We start from the raw sequence: 15,939 nt of genomic DNA on the forward strand, positions 1-15,939 counted from the left end.
GCGGCGTCAGGGCCGGCCATTTTACGGCACAGCGGGGCATTCCGGCCGTACACTACGCGGCCCGCCGTCCGCCGCGGGCCCGCCGGGTCCCGGGACGGTCGCCATTGCGAAGTCCGTAGGAGTGCCTGTGTCCACCACGCTGTTGCAATCCGATCTGCCCGGCCTGCCCTTGCGCCACCGCGGCAAAGTCCGCGACGTGTTCGATATTCCCCGCGAGCGCCTGCCGGCCGATGCGCCGCCCGGCGACTACCTGCTGATGGTGGCCACCGACCGCCTCTCCGCCTTCGACGTGGTGCTGCCCGACCCGATCCCGGGCAAGGGCGAGATGCTGTGCCAGGTCTCCAACTTCTGGTTCAAGAAGACCGAGCACCTGATGCCCAACCACCTCACCGGCATCGACGTGGCCGCGGTGCTGCCCGAGGGCGTGGACAAGGCCCTGTACGCCAAGCGCGCGGTGGTGACCCGCAAGCTCAAGCCGGTGCCGGTGGAAGCCATCGCCCGTGGCTACCTGATCGGCAGCGGCTGGAAGGACTACCAGCGCACCGGCAAGGTCAGCGGCATCGAACTGCCCGACGGCCTGCGCCAGGCCGAGAAGCTGGCCGAACCGATCTTCACCCCGTCGACCAAGGCCGCGGTGGGCGATCACGACGAGAACATCGACTTCGACGCCATGGTCAAGACCGTGGGCGCCGAACTGGCCGAGCGCGTGCGCGACGCCACCCTGCGCATCTACCGCTTCGCCGCCGACTTCGCCGCCGAGCGCGGCATCCTGCTGGCCGACACCAAGTTCGAGTTCGGCACCGACGCCGACGGCCGCCTGTACATCATGGACGAGATGCTGACCCCGGACTCCTCGCGCTACTGGCCGGCCGACCAGTACGAGGTCGGGACCAGCCCGCCGAGCTACGACAAGCAGTTCGTGCGCGACTACCTGGAGACGCTGGACTGGGGCAAGACCGCGCCCGGCCCGCGCCTGCCGCAGGACGTGATCGACCGCACCCGCGCCAAGTACGCCGAAGCGCTGCAGCGGCTGGCGGGGATTTCGGTCGACTGAGTGGATCGTGCGCCGGGCGCCGGCGCGTGAGGGTGGTCGCGGAAGGCGGCCGCCTTGCGGCCCGTGAGATAATCGCTCCCGCTTCACGAGCAGATGGTCATGGATGTTCCTCGCGAACCAGCTGTGATCCGTCGCGATGTGCTGGTGTTTGATAGCGGGTTGCTCGGGCTACTTTCCGCCCTTGCATTGTCAGTTGTAGCGATGGCGGCAATGCCCCGCCCCGACTTCACGACATGATGATCCTGGTGAACTAAACTCATCCGCCCGCGGGGCGATTGCCCGCCCGACCCGATCAGGAAGATCCGTTGGCTACCGCACGCCCCATTCTGATGTCCCTGGCATTGGCCGCGGCCCTGGTTGCGTGCAAGGCGCAACCGGCTGGCTCCACGGTCACTGCGGCGGCTGGCGCGCCCGCGCAGACCGCACCCGCCGCAGCCGCCGCAGCCGCCCCGCGTTGCCAGGACGCCGATTTCGATGCCTTCCTCAAGCGCTTCAGCGCCGACATCGCGGTCCAGGAGAAGGCGACCGCCAACCCGTTGACGATGATCCACATCGACCCGGACGCGCAGCCGGAACCGGCGCCGGTGACCCGCAACGTGCCCCTGGCCGAGGTCGAATGGCCGGTGATCCCGAACCTGGAGGCAGCCCGCAAGGGCGGGCGCGAGGTCGTGGTGACGCAGAACGCCGAGGGCCGGCAGGTCCTGGTGCGCACGCCCGATACCAGCGACCAGCAGGTCTACCAGTTCGCGCAGAAGCCGTGCTGGACGCTGGTTCGCGTAGACGATCAGGCCGTGTAACCGACGCGCTCTGGCCGCATGGCGCGGGCACTCCCTCAGCCCTCATTTCCTTCACCAAGCTGTATCCCTCCAGCGTTACATTTCCGCGATCCTGCTCGCACGTGAGGTAAAGATGCGTTCGTCCCGTCCTTCCCGCCGCCTCAGCAATCGCGTTGTGTGGCCTGCCGTTTCGGTGTTGCTACTCGCGCTGAGCGCATGCAGCAACGGCCAATCCGCTGCCCCTGCCGCCGTGGCCGCAACCGACCCCGCGCCCGCCAAAGCTCCTCCCGCCGCAGCCCCAGTTGCGGACGCCACGTCGAACGACGAAGTACAGCAACTGCTGCAGTCGAGCGGCGTGCAATGCGAAGACAGCAAGACGGCACGGAACTGCACGGCAGGCAATCTGGACGCGGGCGACTACTACGACGTCGAACTGACCGCAGACTGTGGCGCGCAGGGATTCTTCGCAGGCGTTGCCAACGCCAAGGGCACGCCTGCGCTGAATGTCGTGCCGACCACGGGGAGCCATGCCGCACCGAGGGCCACTTTCTCGCAAGGGCAACTCGTTTGTGTCCAAGGCATCGCCCGCGCCGGCCAAAATCCTATGTACTACTACGTCGTCGCGATTCCGGCAGACAGCGTGGCGCAATGCAAGGGCAATGCGCTATGCCAGCAGTATGGGGACCGCCCGATCCAGTGGTCCTCCCGTGCAAGCGGCGATGCCTGCCATGTCGCCGCGCCGGGTCGCTATGCTGGCAACTGCGCGCAAGGCTGGGTCAGCGCCAGCGCGCTGGACGTGTTTTCAAACGGAATGTAGCAACCGTCCCCACAAGCACGCGTGCTTGTCCATTCGCAAGGAGAGCAAGGTATGTCGGACCCCAAAATCACTCGACTCGTCAGCAGCGTCGGCACCACGCGCACGGTAGAGATGGACGATGGAAGTACCGTCAGCCGATCAGGTGGATCGGTGTCGTGGCGTAACAACAACCCCGGCAACCTCAAGTTCGAGTTCGCTGGCAGCGCAGACAAAACAGCCAACAGCCAGCGTACACGCGAGGAGGCATTGCAGTCAGCGCAGAGCACCTATCGCGGCGTCGTGGGTCTCGACCAATGGGGCAATGCTGTTTTTGAAAGCTACGAGGCGGGCCGTGCTGCCAAGATACAACTGCTGGAGCGACGCTTCGGCAACGACACGGTCGAACAGATGCTGCCGCGCTACTCGAAGGCCGATTACAGCGGCACCACGCATCATCGCGAACAGGCCGCCACCATTTTCACGGAGGGCGACCGCCAAGGCGTGGACCTGCGTAATAAAACGGTTGCGCAGATGAGCGAGCGCGAGCGCGAAGCGCTGGCCGACGGCATCAGGCGCTTTGAGGGTTGGCGAGCGGGCGAGGTCACAGTCCAAACACCCGCTCAGACCACGGCACAGACCGTGGCGCAACCGACGTCCCCAGCTACGCCCGCTGCATCGAGTCCTGCCCCCGCGACATCCGATAGACCCAGCGCGGCGGTCTACAACGAGGCGTACCAGCACTTCTTCAACGAAGGCCGGCACTACGAATACGGTCGTCCGGACCATCCCAGGCCCGGGCGCGACAGCAGCCGCCTGGAGCGCGATGGCGATGGCGACGGTCGCCTTGGCGTGGATTGTTCGGCCTTCGTGTGGCGCGGACTCAAGAACGCCGGCTACGACGTACCGGGCGAGAATGCCGCAGGATTCACCACCGCCAAGCTCTTCAATGGCTCGCAGGTCACACCGTATGCGCGCGAGCATTTCGATGTCACCTCCGCGGCGGAAGCACGCAAACCCAATGGCTCATTGCACCAGGGCGATCTGCTGCTGTTTTCTTCGCCGAAGGGGCAACACATCGGCATCTTCAAGGGGTACGACGAGGCGGGAAACATCCAGTTCATCGGCTCGCAAGGCAGGACCGGACCGGCGGAGGTCACGATTAGCCCAGGCGGCTACTGGGATGGAGGCGGCACCCGCATCGTGGGCGCGTTGACCCCCAAGCCGGAGTTCCAGGTTCGTGCACCATTGCATGGCAATGGCGAAGTTCCTGCACGGCAAGCATCCGCCGCACCTGCAGAAACCCACGGCGCCAAGAGTGTCGCCATGGCCGATGGTCTGCTCAAGCAGGGCGAGCGCGGCAATGAAGTGGAAGCGTTGCAGCGTCAGCTCAACCGCATGGGCGTGCGAGACGCGCAAGGCAAGGCGTTGGCCGAGGATGGACGCTTTGGCGAGCACACCCGCGAGGCGGTCATCGCCTTCCAGAAACAGCGCGGCCTCACCCAGGACGGCATCGTCGGCCGCGACACCCGGGCCGGGCTGGCCGCCGCCGAGCAGGCCCAGGCCAAGCCGGCGAAAGGCCTGCAGCTGGGCGAGCCGGGGCATCCGGATACGCCGCTGTACGACAAGATGCGCACGGAAGCCGATCGCGGTGCCGAGAAGGCCAATCCGCCGCACGCCAAGCTCTCGAACGAGGCGGTGGCCAACCTCACGCTGCAGGCCAAGCAGGCCGGGATCGACAGTCCCGACAAGCTGAAGGAGGTCAATGTAGCCAACGACAAGGCCTTCGTCGCCGGGACCACGCCGGGCTTCCGTGCGGTGGTGGACCTGCAGCAGCCGGCACCGCCGCTGGAGCAGACCAGCGCGCAGCTGGCCCGCCAGTCCGCGCAGCAGCAGGAAACGGTGCAGCGCGAGCAGCAGCAGGAGACGAACAGGAGCATGGCGCGCGCCTGAGTGCAGGCGTGATGGAGCGATCGCGCCGGTGTGGCGCGATCGCTCTTTTCCCCGGCACTGCGTTCCCCAGCATTGCGGCATCTCGCCGCCCTCTGCGCAGCGAGGACGCCAGCCGCAGGCACCGCCAAACGCCATCGCAGGTCGCCGCCGGAGCGCGTGGCCGGCAACCGCACCGCACGACGTCCCTCGCCCCACGCACGCCGGTGTCTCCGCATCGCGCCGGCGATGGCGCTATGCTGGAGCGGTTCCTGGGAGGGAAGATGGATACCACCGCCTACGCGCGCCCGATCGACCGCTATTTCGCCAGCTATTCCGACGATCACCGCAATGCCGCCAACCAGCGCATCCACGTGGTCGCAGTGCCGGCGATCCTGTGGTCGGTGGTGGCCCTGCTGTGGTGCATCCCGGTCGGCGGCACCTGGTTCCAGAGCGGGCTGTGGGCGGCGCTGGGCATGTTCGCGGCATGGATGTACTACAACCGCCTGTCGCGCCCGCTGGGCTACGGCATGCTGGCGGCGTTCTTCTTCTGCGGCTGCCTGTGCCGGCTGCTGGAGGCGCACCTGGGCCTGCAGGGGCTGCTGTGGCTGGCGATCGGCGTGTTCGTGGTGGCCTGGATCGCGCAGTTCATCGGACATGCGCTGGAAGGCCACCGACCCAGCTTCCTCACCGATCTGACCTACCTGCTGATCGGCCCGGCCTGGGTGCTGGCCAAGCTGTACCGGCGCATGCACTGGCGCTACTGAGCGCGGCTGAGACCCCTACCGCGCTTTTTTCCGCACCCATCGCGGTCGCTTCGCGCCGCACGCAGCAGGCTTGACCGTGCGCGCAACACGACATCAGCCCTGCTTCGCCGTCTCCCCGGCCTCCAGGCCCAACATCGCCGCATCCGGCGCGAAGGCGCGCGGCGCGTAGCCGAAATCCTGCTGCGCCGGTTGCAGGTCGAATGCCAGGTCCTCGCGCATGCGCTGCAGCGCGGCGCGGTTCATGCCCTGCAGGCGGCCGCAGGCGTGGGCCAGCGTCAGCGCCAACGCGAACGCCGCATGTGGCAGCGATAGCAGCCGCGCCGGCGGCCGCAGCGCGGCCAGCACCCGCCGCACCATCTCACGGTAGCTGAGCGTCTCGCCGCCACCGAGGGCGTAGCTGCGCCCGTGCGTGGCCGGGTGCGCCAGCACCGCCAGCGCCGCGTCGGCCAGGTCCTGCACGTGCACCGGCTGGCGCAGGCCGCTGGCGCTGCGCGGCAGCACGAACCAGCCGGTGCGCCGCGCCAGTGCCGCGATCGCGCTGAGGGTGCGGTCGCGGCCGGCGCCGTAGACCAGGGTCGGCCGCAACACCGTCGCCGCCGCGCCGCGTTCGGCGGCCACCGCGAACACGATGGCTTCGGCCTCGCGCAGGCGCCGGGCGACGTCGCGTTCGGCGGCGTCCAGCGAGTCGCGCTTGACCTCCAGGCTGGTGGAGCCGAAGGCGACCACGCGCGAAGCGGCGACGGGGGCGCGCCGATACCAGTCGGCGAAAGCGTCCAGCGGCCCGCAACTGAACACCACCTCCGCCGCCACCGGTGGCGCCTGCAGCGCACTGAGTTCGCCGGCATGCCAGTGCAGGCCGGGATGCGCCGCGCGCGCCTGCCGGGAGTAGGCGTGCACCTCCCACCCGTCGGCCAGCAGGCGGTGCAGCAGGCGCTCACCGATCTGGCCGCTGCCGCCGAACACCAGTGCGATGCGCGGTGGCGCGACGGTCGTCGGAGAAGCGGAGGCAGCGGCGAGCGAATCGGTCATCGGCACAGGATAGTGCGTACGCCGCCGTTTGCGGCTGGGATCACGCGGCATCCGCACGCTGCACGGCATGCGACGGCCGGTGGAAGCGGACAAGGCGACACGTGGCGCGGACACACGCAGCCGCCAACGATCGCCAAGCGCACCGGCGACCTGGTACGGCCGCACGCACCAGCACCCGGATGGAGAGCGACGCGCGACGCGCTGGAGAACCCGCTCACCCACGGCGATGCTTGCGCCACACGCGAGCGCGCGCCGCGCATGGCGTGTGGCGCATCGCGCAGCGCCAGCGTTCGATCACTCCCCTCCCACCCGCACTCGCAAGCGCATCACCTGCGCACCGCTACGCTGTCGGCATGACCGTGCACGCCTTCCGTTCCCGCGCCGGCCACCGCCGTGACGCGCCTGTTACACTCGGGCTCCTGCTCGCGAATCTCGTATTCCCTGCATGATCCCAGCCCTCGACCTCCTGCTGGCCTTGCCGTTTCTGATGGCGGCGGCCGTCGTCGCCCTGCGCCACCGCTCACGCGCCACCCTGGCCTGGGCCGCGGCGCTGGCGCCGTTGGCGGGCCTGGCGGTGCTCGGCGCGCTGACGCCCACGGTGCTCGAAGGCGGCATCGTCCGTGCCGACCACGCCTGGCTGCCGCAGATCGGCCTGCAGTTCTCGCTGCGCCTGGACGGCCTGGCCTGGATGTTCGCCGGCCTGGTGCTGGCGATCGGCGCGCTGGTGGTGATGTACGCGCACTACTACCTGAGCCCGCGCGAGAACGCCGCGCGCTTCTACGCCTACCTGCTGCTGTTCATGGGCGCGATGCTGGGCATGGTGATCGCCGGCAACCTGTTGCTGCTGATGGTGTTCTGGGAACTGACCAGCATCAGTTCGTTCCTGCTGATCGGCTTCTGGTCGCACCGCCAGGATGCGCGCGACGGCGCGCGCATGGCCCTGGTGATCACCGGCGGCGGCGGCCTGGCGCTGCTCGGCGGCGTGTTGCTGCTCGGGCGCATCGTCGGCAGCTACCAACTCGACGCGGTGCTCGCCGCCGGCGATGCGATCCGCGCCAGCGCGCTGTATCCGTGGGCGCTGGGGCTGATCCTGCTCGGCATCTTCACCAAGAGCGCGCAGTTCCCGTTCCATTTCTGGCTGCCGCACGCGATGGCCGCGCCCACCCCGGTATCGGCGTATCTGCACTCGGCGACGATGGTCAAGGCCGGGGTGTTCCTGCTGGCGCGGCTGCATCCGGCGCTGGCCGGCAGCGACCTGTTCTTCTACACGGTCAGCGGCATCGGCGCGGTGACCCTACTCACCGGCGCCTGGTTCGCGATCTTCCAGCACGACCTCAAGGGCCTGCTAGCGTATTCGACGATCTCGCACCTGGGCCTGATCACCATGCTGTTCGGGCTGTCCACGCCGATGGCGGTGGTGGCCGGCGTGTTCCACATCCTCAACCATGCGGTGTTCAAGGCCTCGCTGTTCATGGCCGCCGGCATCATCGACCACGAGACCCACACCCGCGACATGCGCCGGCTCGGCAACCTGCGCCGCTGGATGCCGATCACCAGCGCGCTGGCGATCACCGCCTCGCTGTCGATGGCCGGCATCCCGCTGCTCAACGGCTTCCTGTCCAAGGAGATGTTCTTCGCCGAGGCGCTGGGCGCCGAGGGCCCGGCGGCGATGCGCGTGTTCACCGCCACCTCGGCGCTGCTGGCCGGCGTGTTCGGCGTGGCCTACAGCCTGCGCTTCGTCTATGAGACCTTCTTCGGCCATGGCCCGCGTCGGCTGGAGACGATGCCGCACGAGCCGCCGCGCTGGATGAAGATTCCGGTGGAGATCTTGGTGCTGGTGTGCGTGGCGGTCGGCATCGTGCCGGCGCTGACCGTGGCGCCGGTGCTGCGCGCCGCCGCCGGCGCGATCCTCGGCGATGCCCTGCCCGACTACAGCCTGGCGGTGTGGCATGGCTGGAACGCGCCGCTGGCGATGAGCATCGCCGGCGTGGTCGGCGGCGTGGCGCTGTATTTCGGCCTGCGCCGGCTGACCGCGCTGTATACCGAAGTGCGCCGTTCGCTGGGCAAGCGCGTGTTCCACTGGCACGTGCAGACCCTGTTCGGCCTGGCCGCGCGCTTCACCCGCGTACTCGCCAACGGCCGCCTGCAACGCAGCCTGCGCTGGCTGGTGCTGGCCGCGGTGGTGGTAGTGGCCGCACCGCTGCTGCGGGCGCCGCCGCTGTGGCAGCAGTGGCCGGCGCCGCAGGGCATGCCGCTGTTGGGCTGGGGGCTGTGGCTGCTGATCCTGAGTTGCGCACTGTCCACGCTATTCCTGTACCGGCAGCGGCTGCTGGCGGTGCTGGTGCTGGGCGGCAGCGGGCTGGGCGTGAGCCTGGTGTTCGTGTTCCTGTCGGCGCCGGACCTGGCGCTGACCCAGTTGCTGGTGGAGATGGTGACCCTGGTGCTGATGCTGCTGGGCATGAACTACCTGCCCAAGGCCTCGCCGCCGGAGCCGCGGCGCTGGCGCCGCTGGCGCGATGCGGCCCTGGCCATTGTCGCCGGCGGCGGCATGGCGCTGCTGGCGTATTCGGTGATGACCCGGCCGGCGACGACCATGGCCGGCGAGCTGCTGCAGCGCGCGCTGCCCGAAGCCTACGGCCGCAACGTGGTCAATGTGATCCTGGTGGACTTCCGCGGCTTCGATACCTTCGGCGAGATCACCGTGTTCGGCATCGCCGCGCTGGTGGTGCACGCGCTGCTGCGGCGCGCGCGGATGGCGCCGGAGAAGGTGATGCCGGGGCCGCCGATCAAGCTGCCGGTGCCGGCCGATCTGGCGCAGCTGATGTTCCCGCTGACCCTGACCGTGTCGATCTTCCTGTTCCTGCGCGGCCACAACGCGCCCGGCGGCGGCTTCATCGCCGGGCTGGTGCTGGCGGTGCCGCTGCTGATGCAGTACGTGATCCAGGGCGCGGCCTCGGTGGAGTCGCGCTTCGGCTTCGACTACATCCGCTGCATCGGCCTGGGCCTGCTGCTGGCCACGTTCGGCGGCATGGCCTCGATGCTGTTCGGGGTGCCGTTCCTGACCAGCGGCCATCTGGATCTGCAGTTGCCGCTGATCGGCAGCGTCCCGCTGGCCAGTGCGCTGGTCTTCGATACCGGCGTGTACCTGGTGGTGTTCGGCGGGACCATGCTGACCCTGTCGATGATGGGCACGATCAAGCCCTCGCGCACCCGCGACTCGCAGCGCGGGCAGATCGATCCGGCGCGCCGCTCGGCCATCACCGGGGAGATGCACTGATGGAATTGGCACTGGCGAGCGCGATCGGGGTGCTGACCGCGGTGGGCGTGTACCTGCTGCTGCGCGCGCGCAGCTTCGACGTGATCCTGGGCATGACCGTGCTGTCCTACGCCACCAACCTGCTGATCTTCGCCGGCGGCCGGCTGGTGCAGGGCAAGGCGCCGGTGCTGCGCGACGGCATCGCCCCGACCCTGGCCGAGCACGCCGATCCGCTGCCGCAGGCGCTGGTGCTGACCGCGATCGTGATCGCCTTCGCGATGACCGCGGTGAGCATCGTGCTGGCGATGCGCAGCCGCGGCGACAACCACAGCGACCACGTCGATGCGCGCCCGGACCCCGACCCCACCGACGGGGAGGCGCCATGACCCATCTGCTGATCCTGCCGATCCTGATCCCCTTGCTCGGCGCGGCGCTGTCGCTGTTCGCCGAGCACCGCCGCTACGGCCGCAAGGTGCGCCGCGCGGTGGCGTGGACCGCGATGACGGCGCTGGCCGCGGCGGTGCTGGCGCTGTGCGTGCAGGTGAGCGACGGCCAGGTCCATGCCTACCTGCTCGGCGACTGGCCCTCGCGGCTGGGCATCGTGCTGATGGCCGACCGCCTGTCAGCATGGATGCTGGCGACCACCACCCTGCTCGCCGGCGCCTGCCTGCTGCACGCCTGCGCCGGCTGGGACCGGCGCGCGCCGCATTTCCATGCGCTGTTCCAGTTCCAGCTGGTCGGTCTCAACGGCGCGTTCCTGACCGGCGACGTGTTCAACCTGTTCGTGTTCTTCGAGGTGATGCTGATCGCCTCCTACGGCCTGCTGCTCAGCGGCGGGCGTGGCCTGCGCCTGCGCGTGGGCTTCCACTACGTGGTGTTCAACGTCACCTCCTCCACCGTGTTCCTGATTGCGCTGGGCCTGCTGTACGCGCTGCTCGGTTCGTTGAACATGGCCGAGCTGTCGCAGCGCGTGGCGCAGGCGCCGCCGCAGAACGTGGCGCTGATCAAGGCCGCGTTCGGCCTGTTGCTGCTGGTGTTCTGCGCCAAGGCCGCGCTGCTGCCGCTGTACCTGTGGCTGCCGGAAACCTATGCGCGCGCGCCGGCGGCGGTGGCGGCGCTGTTCGTGATCATGACCAAGGTCGGCCTGTACGCGGTGCTGCGGGTGAGCACGCTGATCCTCGGCAGCCAGGCGCAGGCGCTGGACGGCTATGGCCGCGACTGGCTGCTGTGGCTGGGCCTGGCGACGCTGCTGCTGGCCGCGCTGGGGGTGCTGGCGGCGGTGCGCCTGCGGGTGCTGATCGGCTACCTGGTGATCGTGTCGGCGGCGACGCTGTTCGTGGCCTTCGCGCTGGACTCAGCCGGCACGCTCGGCGCCGGGCTGTATTACCTGGCGCACAGCAGCTTCGTCGCCGCGGCGCTGTTCATGATCGCCGACCTGATCCGGCGTCGCCGCGGCGGCGCCAGCGACCGCAAGGAGATCATCGCGCCGCTGCCGGGCAAGACCGTGCCCGGCGTGCTGTTCCTGATCGCGGCGATCTCGGTGGCCGGGCTGCCGCCGCTGTCCGGCTTCCTGGCCAAGGTGGCGATCCTGAGCGCGACGCCGGGCGGGCTGACCGCGCCGGTGTGGGCCGCGGTGCTGCTCAGCAGCCTGATGGTGATCATGGGCCTGACCCGCGGCGGCGTGCGCCTGTTCTGGCGCGTGCCCGGCGACCAGGACACGGCCGAGGACGGCACCGTGGAATTGCCGCGCCCGGCGCCGCGCAAGGCGCCGGCGCGGCCGCTGGAAACCGCCGCCACCGTGCTGCTGCTCGGCTACGGCGTGGCGATGACCGTGGCCGCCGGGCCGCTGCTGCGCTACAGCGAGGCCGCCGCCGCACAACTGCTGCGCCCCGCCGACTACACCACCCAGCTGCGCGGCACCGCGCCGATCCTGCGGGAGCCCTGACATGTCCGCCCGTCCCTGGTCGCGCCGTCTGTTCCCGTCCTGGCCGCTGAGCCTGACAGTCACCGCGTTCTGGCTGCTGATGAGCGACAGCTTCAGCCTCGGCCAGGTGCTGCTGGGCGCGGTGCTGGGCGTGGCGGTGCCGCTGTTCGCCGCGCGCCTGGACCGCGAGTTCGCGCGCATCGGCTCGCTGCGCCCGGTGCCGAAGATGCTGTGCGTGGCGGCCTGGGACATCGTGCGCTCCAACGTGGTGGTGGCGCTGCAGGTGCTCGGTCCGGAGAAACGCATCCACCCCGGCTTCATCTGGGTGCCGCTGGACATCGCCAACATCCACGGCATCGCCGCGCTGACCAGCATGATCACCCTGACCCCGGGCACGGTGTCGGCGGCGCTGTCGGACGACCGCAAGTACCTGCTGGTGCACGTGCTGCACCTGGACGATGCCGAGACCGTGATCCGGCAGATCAAGACGCGCTACGAAGCGCCGCTGATGGAGATCTTCCCATGACCAGCCACATGTTCATCGAGACCACGATCGTCGTGTGCATGCACGTGGTGGCGCTGGCGATGCTGCTGGCGCTGTGGCGGCTGCTGCGCGGGCCGACCGTGCCCGATCGCATCCTGGCGCTGGACACGCTGTCGGTGACCGCGATCGCCGAGCTGATGCTGTTCGGCATGTACCTGGATTCGCCGGTGTATTTCGAGGCGGCGCTGATCATCGCCATGCTCGGCTTCGGCAGCACCGTGGTGCTGAGCAAGTTCGTGCTGCGCCGGGACATCGTCGAATGATCGGCGTGCTGCAGGTCGGGCTGTCGCTGCTGCTGATCGTCGGCTGCTTCTTCATCCTGGTCGGGGCGCTGGGGCTGGTGAAGCTGTCGGACTTCTTCAAGCGCCTGCACGCACCGACCAAGGCCAGCACCCTGGGCGTGGGCTGCGTGCTGCTCGCCTCGGTCGGCTACCACCTGTTCCTGGGCCAGGATCCGCAGCCGCGCGAGTTGCTGATCACCGCGTTCCTGTTCATCACCGCGCCGATCAGCGCGCACATGATGGCCAAGGCCGCGCTGTCGCTGATGCTGGAACAGCGCCCGCAGGTGCCAGGCAGCGACCACGCCGAGCAGGAAGGGCTGCCGCCGCCGGAGCAGCCGGAGGAGCGCTGAGCGCGCGGGTCTGCGTAGGAGCGGCTTTTCCGATTCCCGATTCCCCACTCTCGGTAATCAAGCCACCAACGCCAGCTCCAGCCCCACCCACGCCAGGAACGCCACCAGCAGCACCGCCCCCTCGCCGCGGCTCAGGCGCATGTCGCCGCGCAGCATCGGGTACAGCACCACCGCCAGCGCGATCGCCGCCGGCAGTTCCAGGCGCACGAACGAGGCCGGCAACGGCAGCGGCCGCAGCGCCGCCATGCCGCCGATCACCACCAGCAGGTTGAACAGGCTCGAGCCCAGCACGTGGCCGACCACCATGTCGCCCTGGCCACGGCGCGCGGCGGCCACCGCGGCGGCCGCTTCCGGCAGCGCGGTGCCGATCGCCACCGGCAGCAGGCCGACCAGCAGCGGCGACAGACCCCAGGCCGCACCCAGCCGCGGCGCGTGTTCCACCACCAGGTTGGCGCCGGCGTTCAACAGCACGAGGGCGATCAGCAGGCGCAGCAGATTCAGCACCAGCCCGGTGCGGGTCACCGCGTAGCCGGACACGCCGAGCTGGCGCGCGGCCGGTTCATGCCGCGCGCGCAGCAGCAGGAAGGCGACCACGCCGACGAAGGCCAGCAGCAGCGCCACGCCCTCAGCGCGCAAGATCGCGCCATCCAGGCCGAAGCCGATCAGCGCCAGCGTCGCCAGGGTCAGCAGCACCAGCAGTGGCGGCAGCAGGCGCGTGCGCAGCAGCAGCGGCGCCGCCAGCGCGGCCAGGCCCAGGGTCAGGCCGAGATTGGCCAGGTTGCTGCCGATCGCGTTGCCCAACGCCAGGTCCTGCGCGCCGGCGGCGTAGGCGCGCGCGTTGACCGCCAGTTCCGGCAGCGAGGTACCGAAGGCCACCAGCAGCAAGCCGGCCACGAACGGCGAGGCACCAAAGCGCTGTGCCAGGCCGGAGGCCGCCTTCACGATCGAGTCCCCGCCCAGCGCCAGGAACGCCAGCCCCAACAGCACCAATCCGATCGCACCGGCCATCGCCGACTCCCAACCCTCAAGAAGCGGCGATTCTATGCGCAGCGCCGATGATGCCGCCGTGGTCGCGTCCGCCAGGGCCGCAGGCTGCGGCGACGGGCCGCGTGCAGGCCGCCATCACTGCACCGCGTTCATGCCCGACCGTGTCTGCTAGCGCCTGCACCGCGCCCGACCGCGTTCCTCCCCTCGCCGCCGCCACAGGAGCCGCCCCATGTCCCGTCCCGATCCCACGCCGCCGCGCCGGCGGCCCTGGCTGGCGCTGGCCGGCATCGCCGCGATCGCCGCCGTGCTCGCCACCGCCTTCGCCTGGAGCGCCGGCTGGCTCGGCGGCACGCAAAGGCTGACCGCGCAGCGCATGACCGACGCCATCGAAGCCGGCGGCCCGCCGCATCCGGGCTTCCGCCGTGCGCACAGCAAGGGCGTGTGCGTCAGCGGCCATTTCGAAGGCAACGGCCAGGGCAGCGCGCTATCCTCGGCGCGGGTGTTCGCGCAATCCTCGGTGCCGGTGCTGGGCCGCCTGTCGATCGGCGGCGGCGACCCGCATGGCGCCGACGGCGCCGCCCGCGTGCGCAGCATGGCGCTGCAGTTGCGCAGCGACGACGGCCAGGAATGGCGCACGGCGATGAACAGCTTCCCGTTCTTCGTGGTCGCCAGCACCGAGGGCTTCATGGCGCAGACGCTGGCCGCGCGGCCGGATCCGGCCACCGGCAAGCCGGACCCGGCGAAGATGGCGGCGTTCCTGCAGCGCTATCCGGAAGCGAAGAAGTTCCAGGAGTGGGCCAAGACCGCACCATGGTCCAACAGCTGGGCCAACACCCAGTACAACGGCGTCAACGCGTTCCGCTTCACCGCCGCCGACGGCAGCACGCATGCGGTGCGCTGGTCGATGCGCCCGCAGACCCCGTTCGCGCCGCTGTCGGCCGAGCAACGCGCCAAGGCCGACGCCGACTTCCTCAGCGAAGACCTGCAGGCGCGGCTGGCGCGCGGTCCGCTGCGCTGGGATCTGGTACTGACCGTGGCCGCGCCCGGCGACCCGGTCGACGATCCGTCGCAGCCGTGGCCGCAGGACCGCCAGCAGGTGGTCGCCGGCACCCTGGTGCTGGACCATGCCGAGCCGCAGGCCACCGGGCCGTGCCGCGACCTCAACTACGATCCGCTGATCCTGCCGCACGGCATCGCCGGCTCCGACGATCCGATCCTGGCCGCGCGCTCGGCGGTGTATTCGCAGTCCTTCAACCGCCGCGAGCGCGAGATCGCCCGCGGCCAAGCGCCCGACGCCACCGGTAAGCCGCACGGAGGTGCGCAATGAACCGCGACGACCGCTCCACCCACTTCAACCTGCTCGCGCGCGTGCTGCACTGGCTGATGGCGGCGATGATCCTGACCATGCTGTTCGTCGGCGTGGGCATGGTCGCCTCGGTGTCGCAGCGGCCCTGGCTGCTGAACCTGCATCGCCCGCTGGGCATCGCCATCCTGTTGCTGGTGCTGGTACGCCTGGGCAACCGCCTGCGGCACCGGCCGCCGCCGCTGCCGGCCGACCTGCCGCGCTGGCAGAAGGCCGCCGCCCACGCCTCGCACTGGCTGCTGTACGCGCTGATGCTGGCGATGCCGCTGCTCGGCTGGTCGATGCTCTCGGCCGGCGGCTACCCGATCGTACTGTGGCCGGGCGTGCAACTGCCGCCGATCGCCCCACACAGCCCGGCACTGTATGCCTGGCTGCGCAGCGCGCATGGCTGGCTGGCCTACCTGCTGTTCGCCACGGTGCTGGCGCACCTGTGCGCGGCGCTGTTCCATGCCTGGGTACGCCGCGATGGCGTGTTCTCGAGCATGGCGCGCGGCGCGGCGACGCCTGCAGCGCCACGCGACAAGGCGTAGTCCACCCGACGACGCGACACGCGGGGCGCAACGCGTGCGTCCCGCGCTGCGCACGCTAGCGCCGTCACGCGCACGTCGATCGGCCAGTGTGTGCGGCCTGTCTCCCGGGCGACGCTACGCGTTTTTGTCGCCCCCGACATGGTCCCGGCCCCGGGCCGCCGTTACACTTGTCGGCGGACGGGCGCGCTCGTCCGCCCCTGTTCTTCCCGCGCACCGGTCGTTCCTCTGGGAATCCGGCGCCGCGGCCGCGCCAGCCAATGCCGATGTTCCGTAGCCGCCTGCCGGCCTGCGGGCCCACGCGCCAAGCCAGCTCACCCTCGATCGTCGTCCGGCGCCGCATCCGCGCCGGCGATGGC

Annotated in this window: 15 protein-coding genes; 13 read left to right on the forward strand and 2 right to left on the reverse strand. The window is 69.9% G+C overall.

The genetic code is table 11. From position 1 onward, the window contains the following. Positions 1–127: 127 nt before the first annotated feature. The 5 genes from SLW52_RS16420 (at position 128) to SLW52_RS16440 (ending at position 5,319) form a co-directional block, all read left to right on the forward strand. A complete protein-coding gene (locus SLW52_RS16420; RefSeq protein ID WP_017910178.1) occupies positions 128–1,054 on the forward strand; it encodes a phosphoribosylaminoimidazolesuccinocarboxamide synthase in 927 nt (308 codons plus the stop codon). A gap of 329 nt (positions 1,055–1,383) precedes the next feature. Beyond that, entirely contained in the window at positions 1,384–1,851 is a 468-nt protein-coding gene (locus tag SLW52_RS16425) for a hypothetical protein (RefSeq protein ID WP_150410974.1), read from the forward strand. Positions 1,852–1,963: 112 nt separating this feature from the next. Further along, on the forward strand, positions 1,964–2,647 hold the full coding sequence (locus SLW52_RS16430; protein WP_267093047.1) for a hypothetical protein: 684 nt from the start codon (positions 1,964–1,966) through the stop codon (positions 2,645–2,647). Positions 2,648–2,698: 51 nt separating this feature from the next. Next, positions 2,699–4,576 (forward strand): peptidoglycan-binding protein, encoded by a 1,878-nt coding sequence (locus SLW52_RS16435; RefSeq protein WP_191091471.1) that lies wholly within the window; start codon positions 2,699–2,701, stop codon positions 4,574–4,576. Between the two features lie 260 nt (positions 4,577–4,836). Continuing rightward, entirely contained in the window at positions 4,837–5,319 is a 483-nt protein-coding gene (locus tag SLW52_RS16440; protein WP_152236627.1) for an Mpo1-like protein, read from the forward strand. Between the two features lie 93 nt (positions 5,320–5,412). On the opposite strand, the gene SLW52_RS16445 is transcribed toward SLW52_RS16440, so the two are convergent. Further along, entirely contained in the window at positions 5,413–6,348 is a 936-nt protein-coding gene (locus SLW52_RS16445; RefSeq protein WP_279362234.1) for an NAD-dependent epimerase/dehydratase family protein, read from the reverse strand. Between the two features lie 445 nt (positions 6,349–6,793). On the opposite strand from SLW52_RS16445, the gene SLW52_RS16450 reads away from it, so the two are divergent. From SLW52_RS16450 to SLW52_RS16475, 6 genes are read left to right on the forward strand one after another with little or no spacing between them, the layout of a single operon-like run. Continuing rightward, positions 6,794–9,625 (forward strand): monovalent cation/H+ antiporter subunit A, encoded by a 2,832-nt coding sequence (locus SLW52_RS16450; RefSeq protein ID WP_320740729.1) that lies wholly within the window; start codon positions 6,794–6,796, stop codon positions 9,623–9,625. Continuing rightward, on the forward strand, positions 9,625–9,990 hold the full coding sequence (locus tag SLW52_RS16455; RefSeq protein ID WP_152236631.1) for a Na+/H+ antiporter subunit C: 366 nt from the start codon (positions 9,625–9,627) through the stop codon (positions 9,988–9,990). Before SLW52_RS16450 ends, SLW52_RS16455 begins: the two co-directional genes overlap by 1 nt. Further along, the gene (locus SLW52_RS16460; RefSeq protein ID WP_267086111.1) at positions 9,987–11,549 is read left to right on the forward strand and encodes a monovalent cation/H+ antiporter subunit D; all 1,563 of its coding nucleotides are present in this window, start codon (positions 9,987–9,989) and stop codon (positions 11,547–11,549) included. The genes SLW52_RS16455 and SLW52_RS16460 overlap by 4 nt, the downstream gene beginning before the upstream one ends. 1 nt (position 11,550) lies before the next feature. After that, complete coding sequence (locus SLW52_RS16465; RefSeq protein ID WP_010341382.1) at positions 11,551–12,054, forward strand: Na+/H+ antiporter subunit E; 504 nt, start codon at positions 11,551–11,553, stop codon at positions 12,052–12,054. Then, a complete protein-coding gene (locus SLW52_RS16470; RefSeq protein ID WP_017908201.1) occupies positions 12,051–12,335 on the forward strand; it encodes a K+/H+ antiporter subunit F in 285 nt (94 codons plus the stop codon). Before SLW52_RS16465 ends, SLW52_RS16470 begins: the two co-directional genes overlap by 4 nt. Then, entirely contained in the window at positions 12,332–12,703 is a 372-nt protein-coding gene (locus SLW52_RS16475; RefSeq protein WP_017908202.1) for a Na+/H+ antiporter subunit G, read from the forward strand. Before SLW52_RS16470 ends, SLW52_RS16475 begins: the two co-directional genes overlap by 4 nt. A 57-nt stretch (positions 12,704–12,760) precedes the next feature. Here SLW52_RS16475 and SLW52_RS16480 read toward each other — a convergent pair whose 3' ends face one another. Then, positions 12,761–13,711 (reverse strand): calcium/sodium antiporter, encoded by a 951-nt coding sequence (locus SLW52_RS16480; protein WP_320740730.1) that lies wholly within the window; start codon positions 13,709–13,711, stop codon positions 12,761–12,763. Between the two features lie 208 nt (positions 13,712–13,919). Between SLW52_RS16480 and SLW52_RS16485 the strand changes: the two genes are divergently transcribed. Further along, positions 13,920–15,017 carry a catalase family peroxidase gene (locus SLW52_RS16485; RefSeq protein WP_320740731.1) on the forward strand — a complete coding sequence of 366 codons (1,098 nt, stop codon included), beginning with the start codon at positions 13,920–13,922 and terminating at the stop codon, positions 15,015–15,017. Then, positions 15,014–15,583 (forward strand): cytochrome b, encoded by a 570-nt coding sequence (locus SLW52_RS16490; RefSeq protein ID WP_320740732.1) that lies wholly within the window; start codon positions 15,014–15,016, stop codon positions 15,581–15,583. Before SLW52_RS16485 ends, SLW52_RS16490 begins: the two co-directional genes overlap by 4 nt. Positions 15,584–15,939: the final 356 nt, after the last annotated feature.

It is taken from the genome of Xanthomonas sp. LF02-5, from assembly GCF_034105325.1.
GTDB classification, from domain to species: Bacteria; Pseudomonadota; Gammaproteobacteria; order Xanthomonadales; family Xanthomonadaceae; genus Xanthomonas_A; species Xanthomonas_A sontii.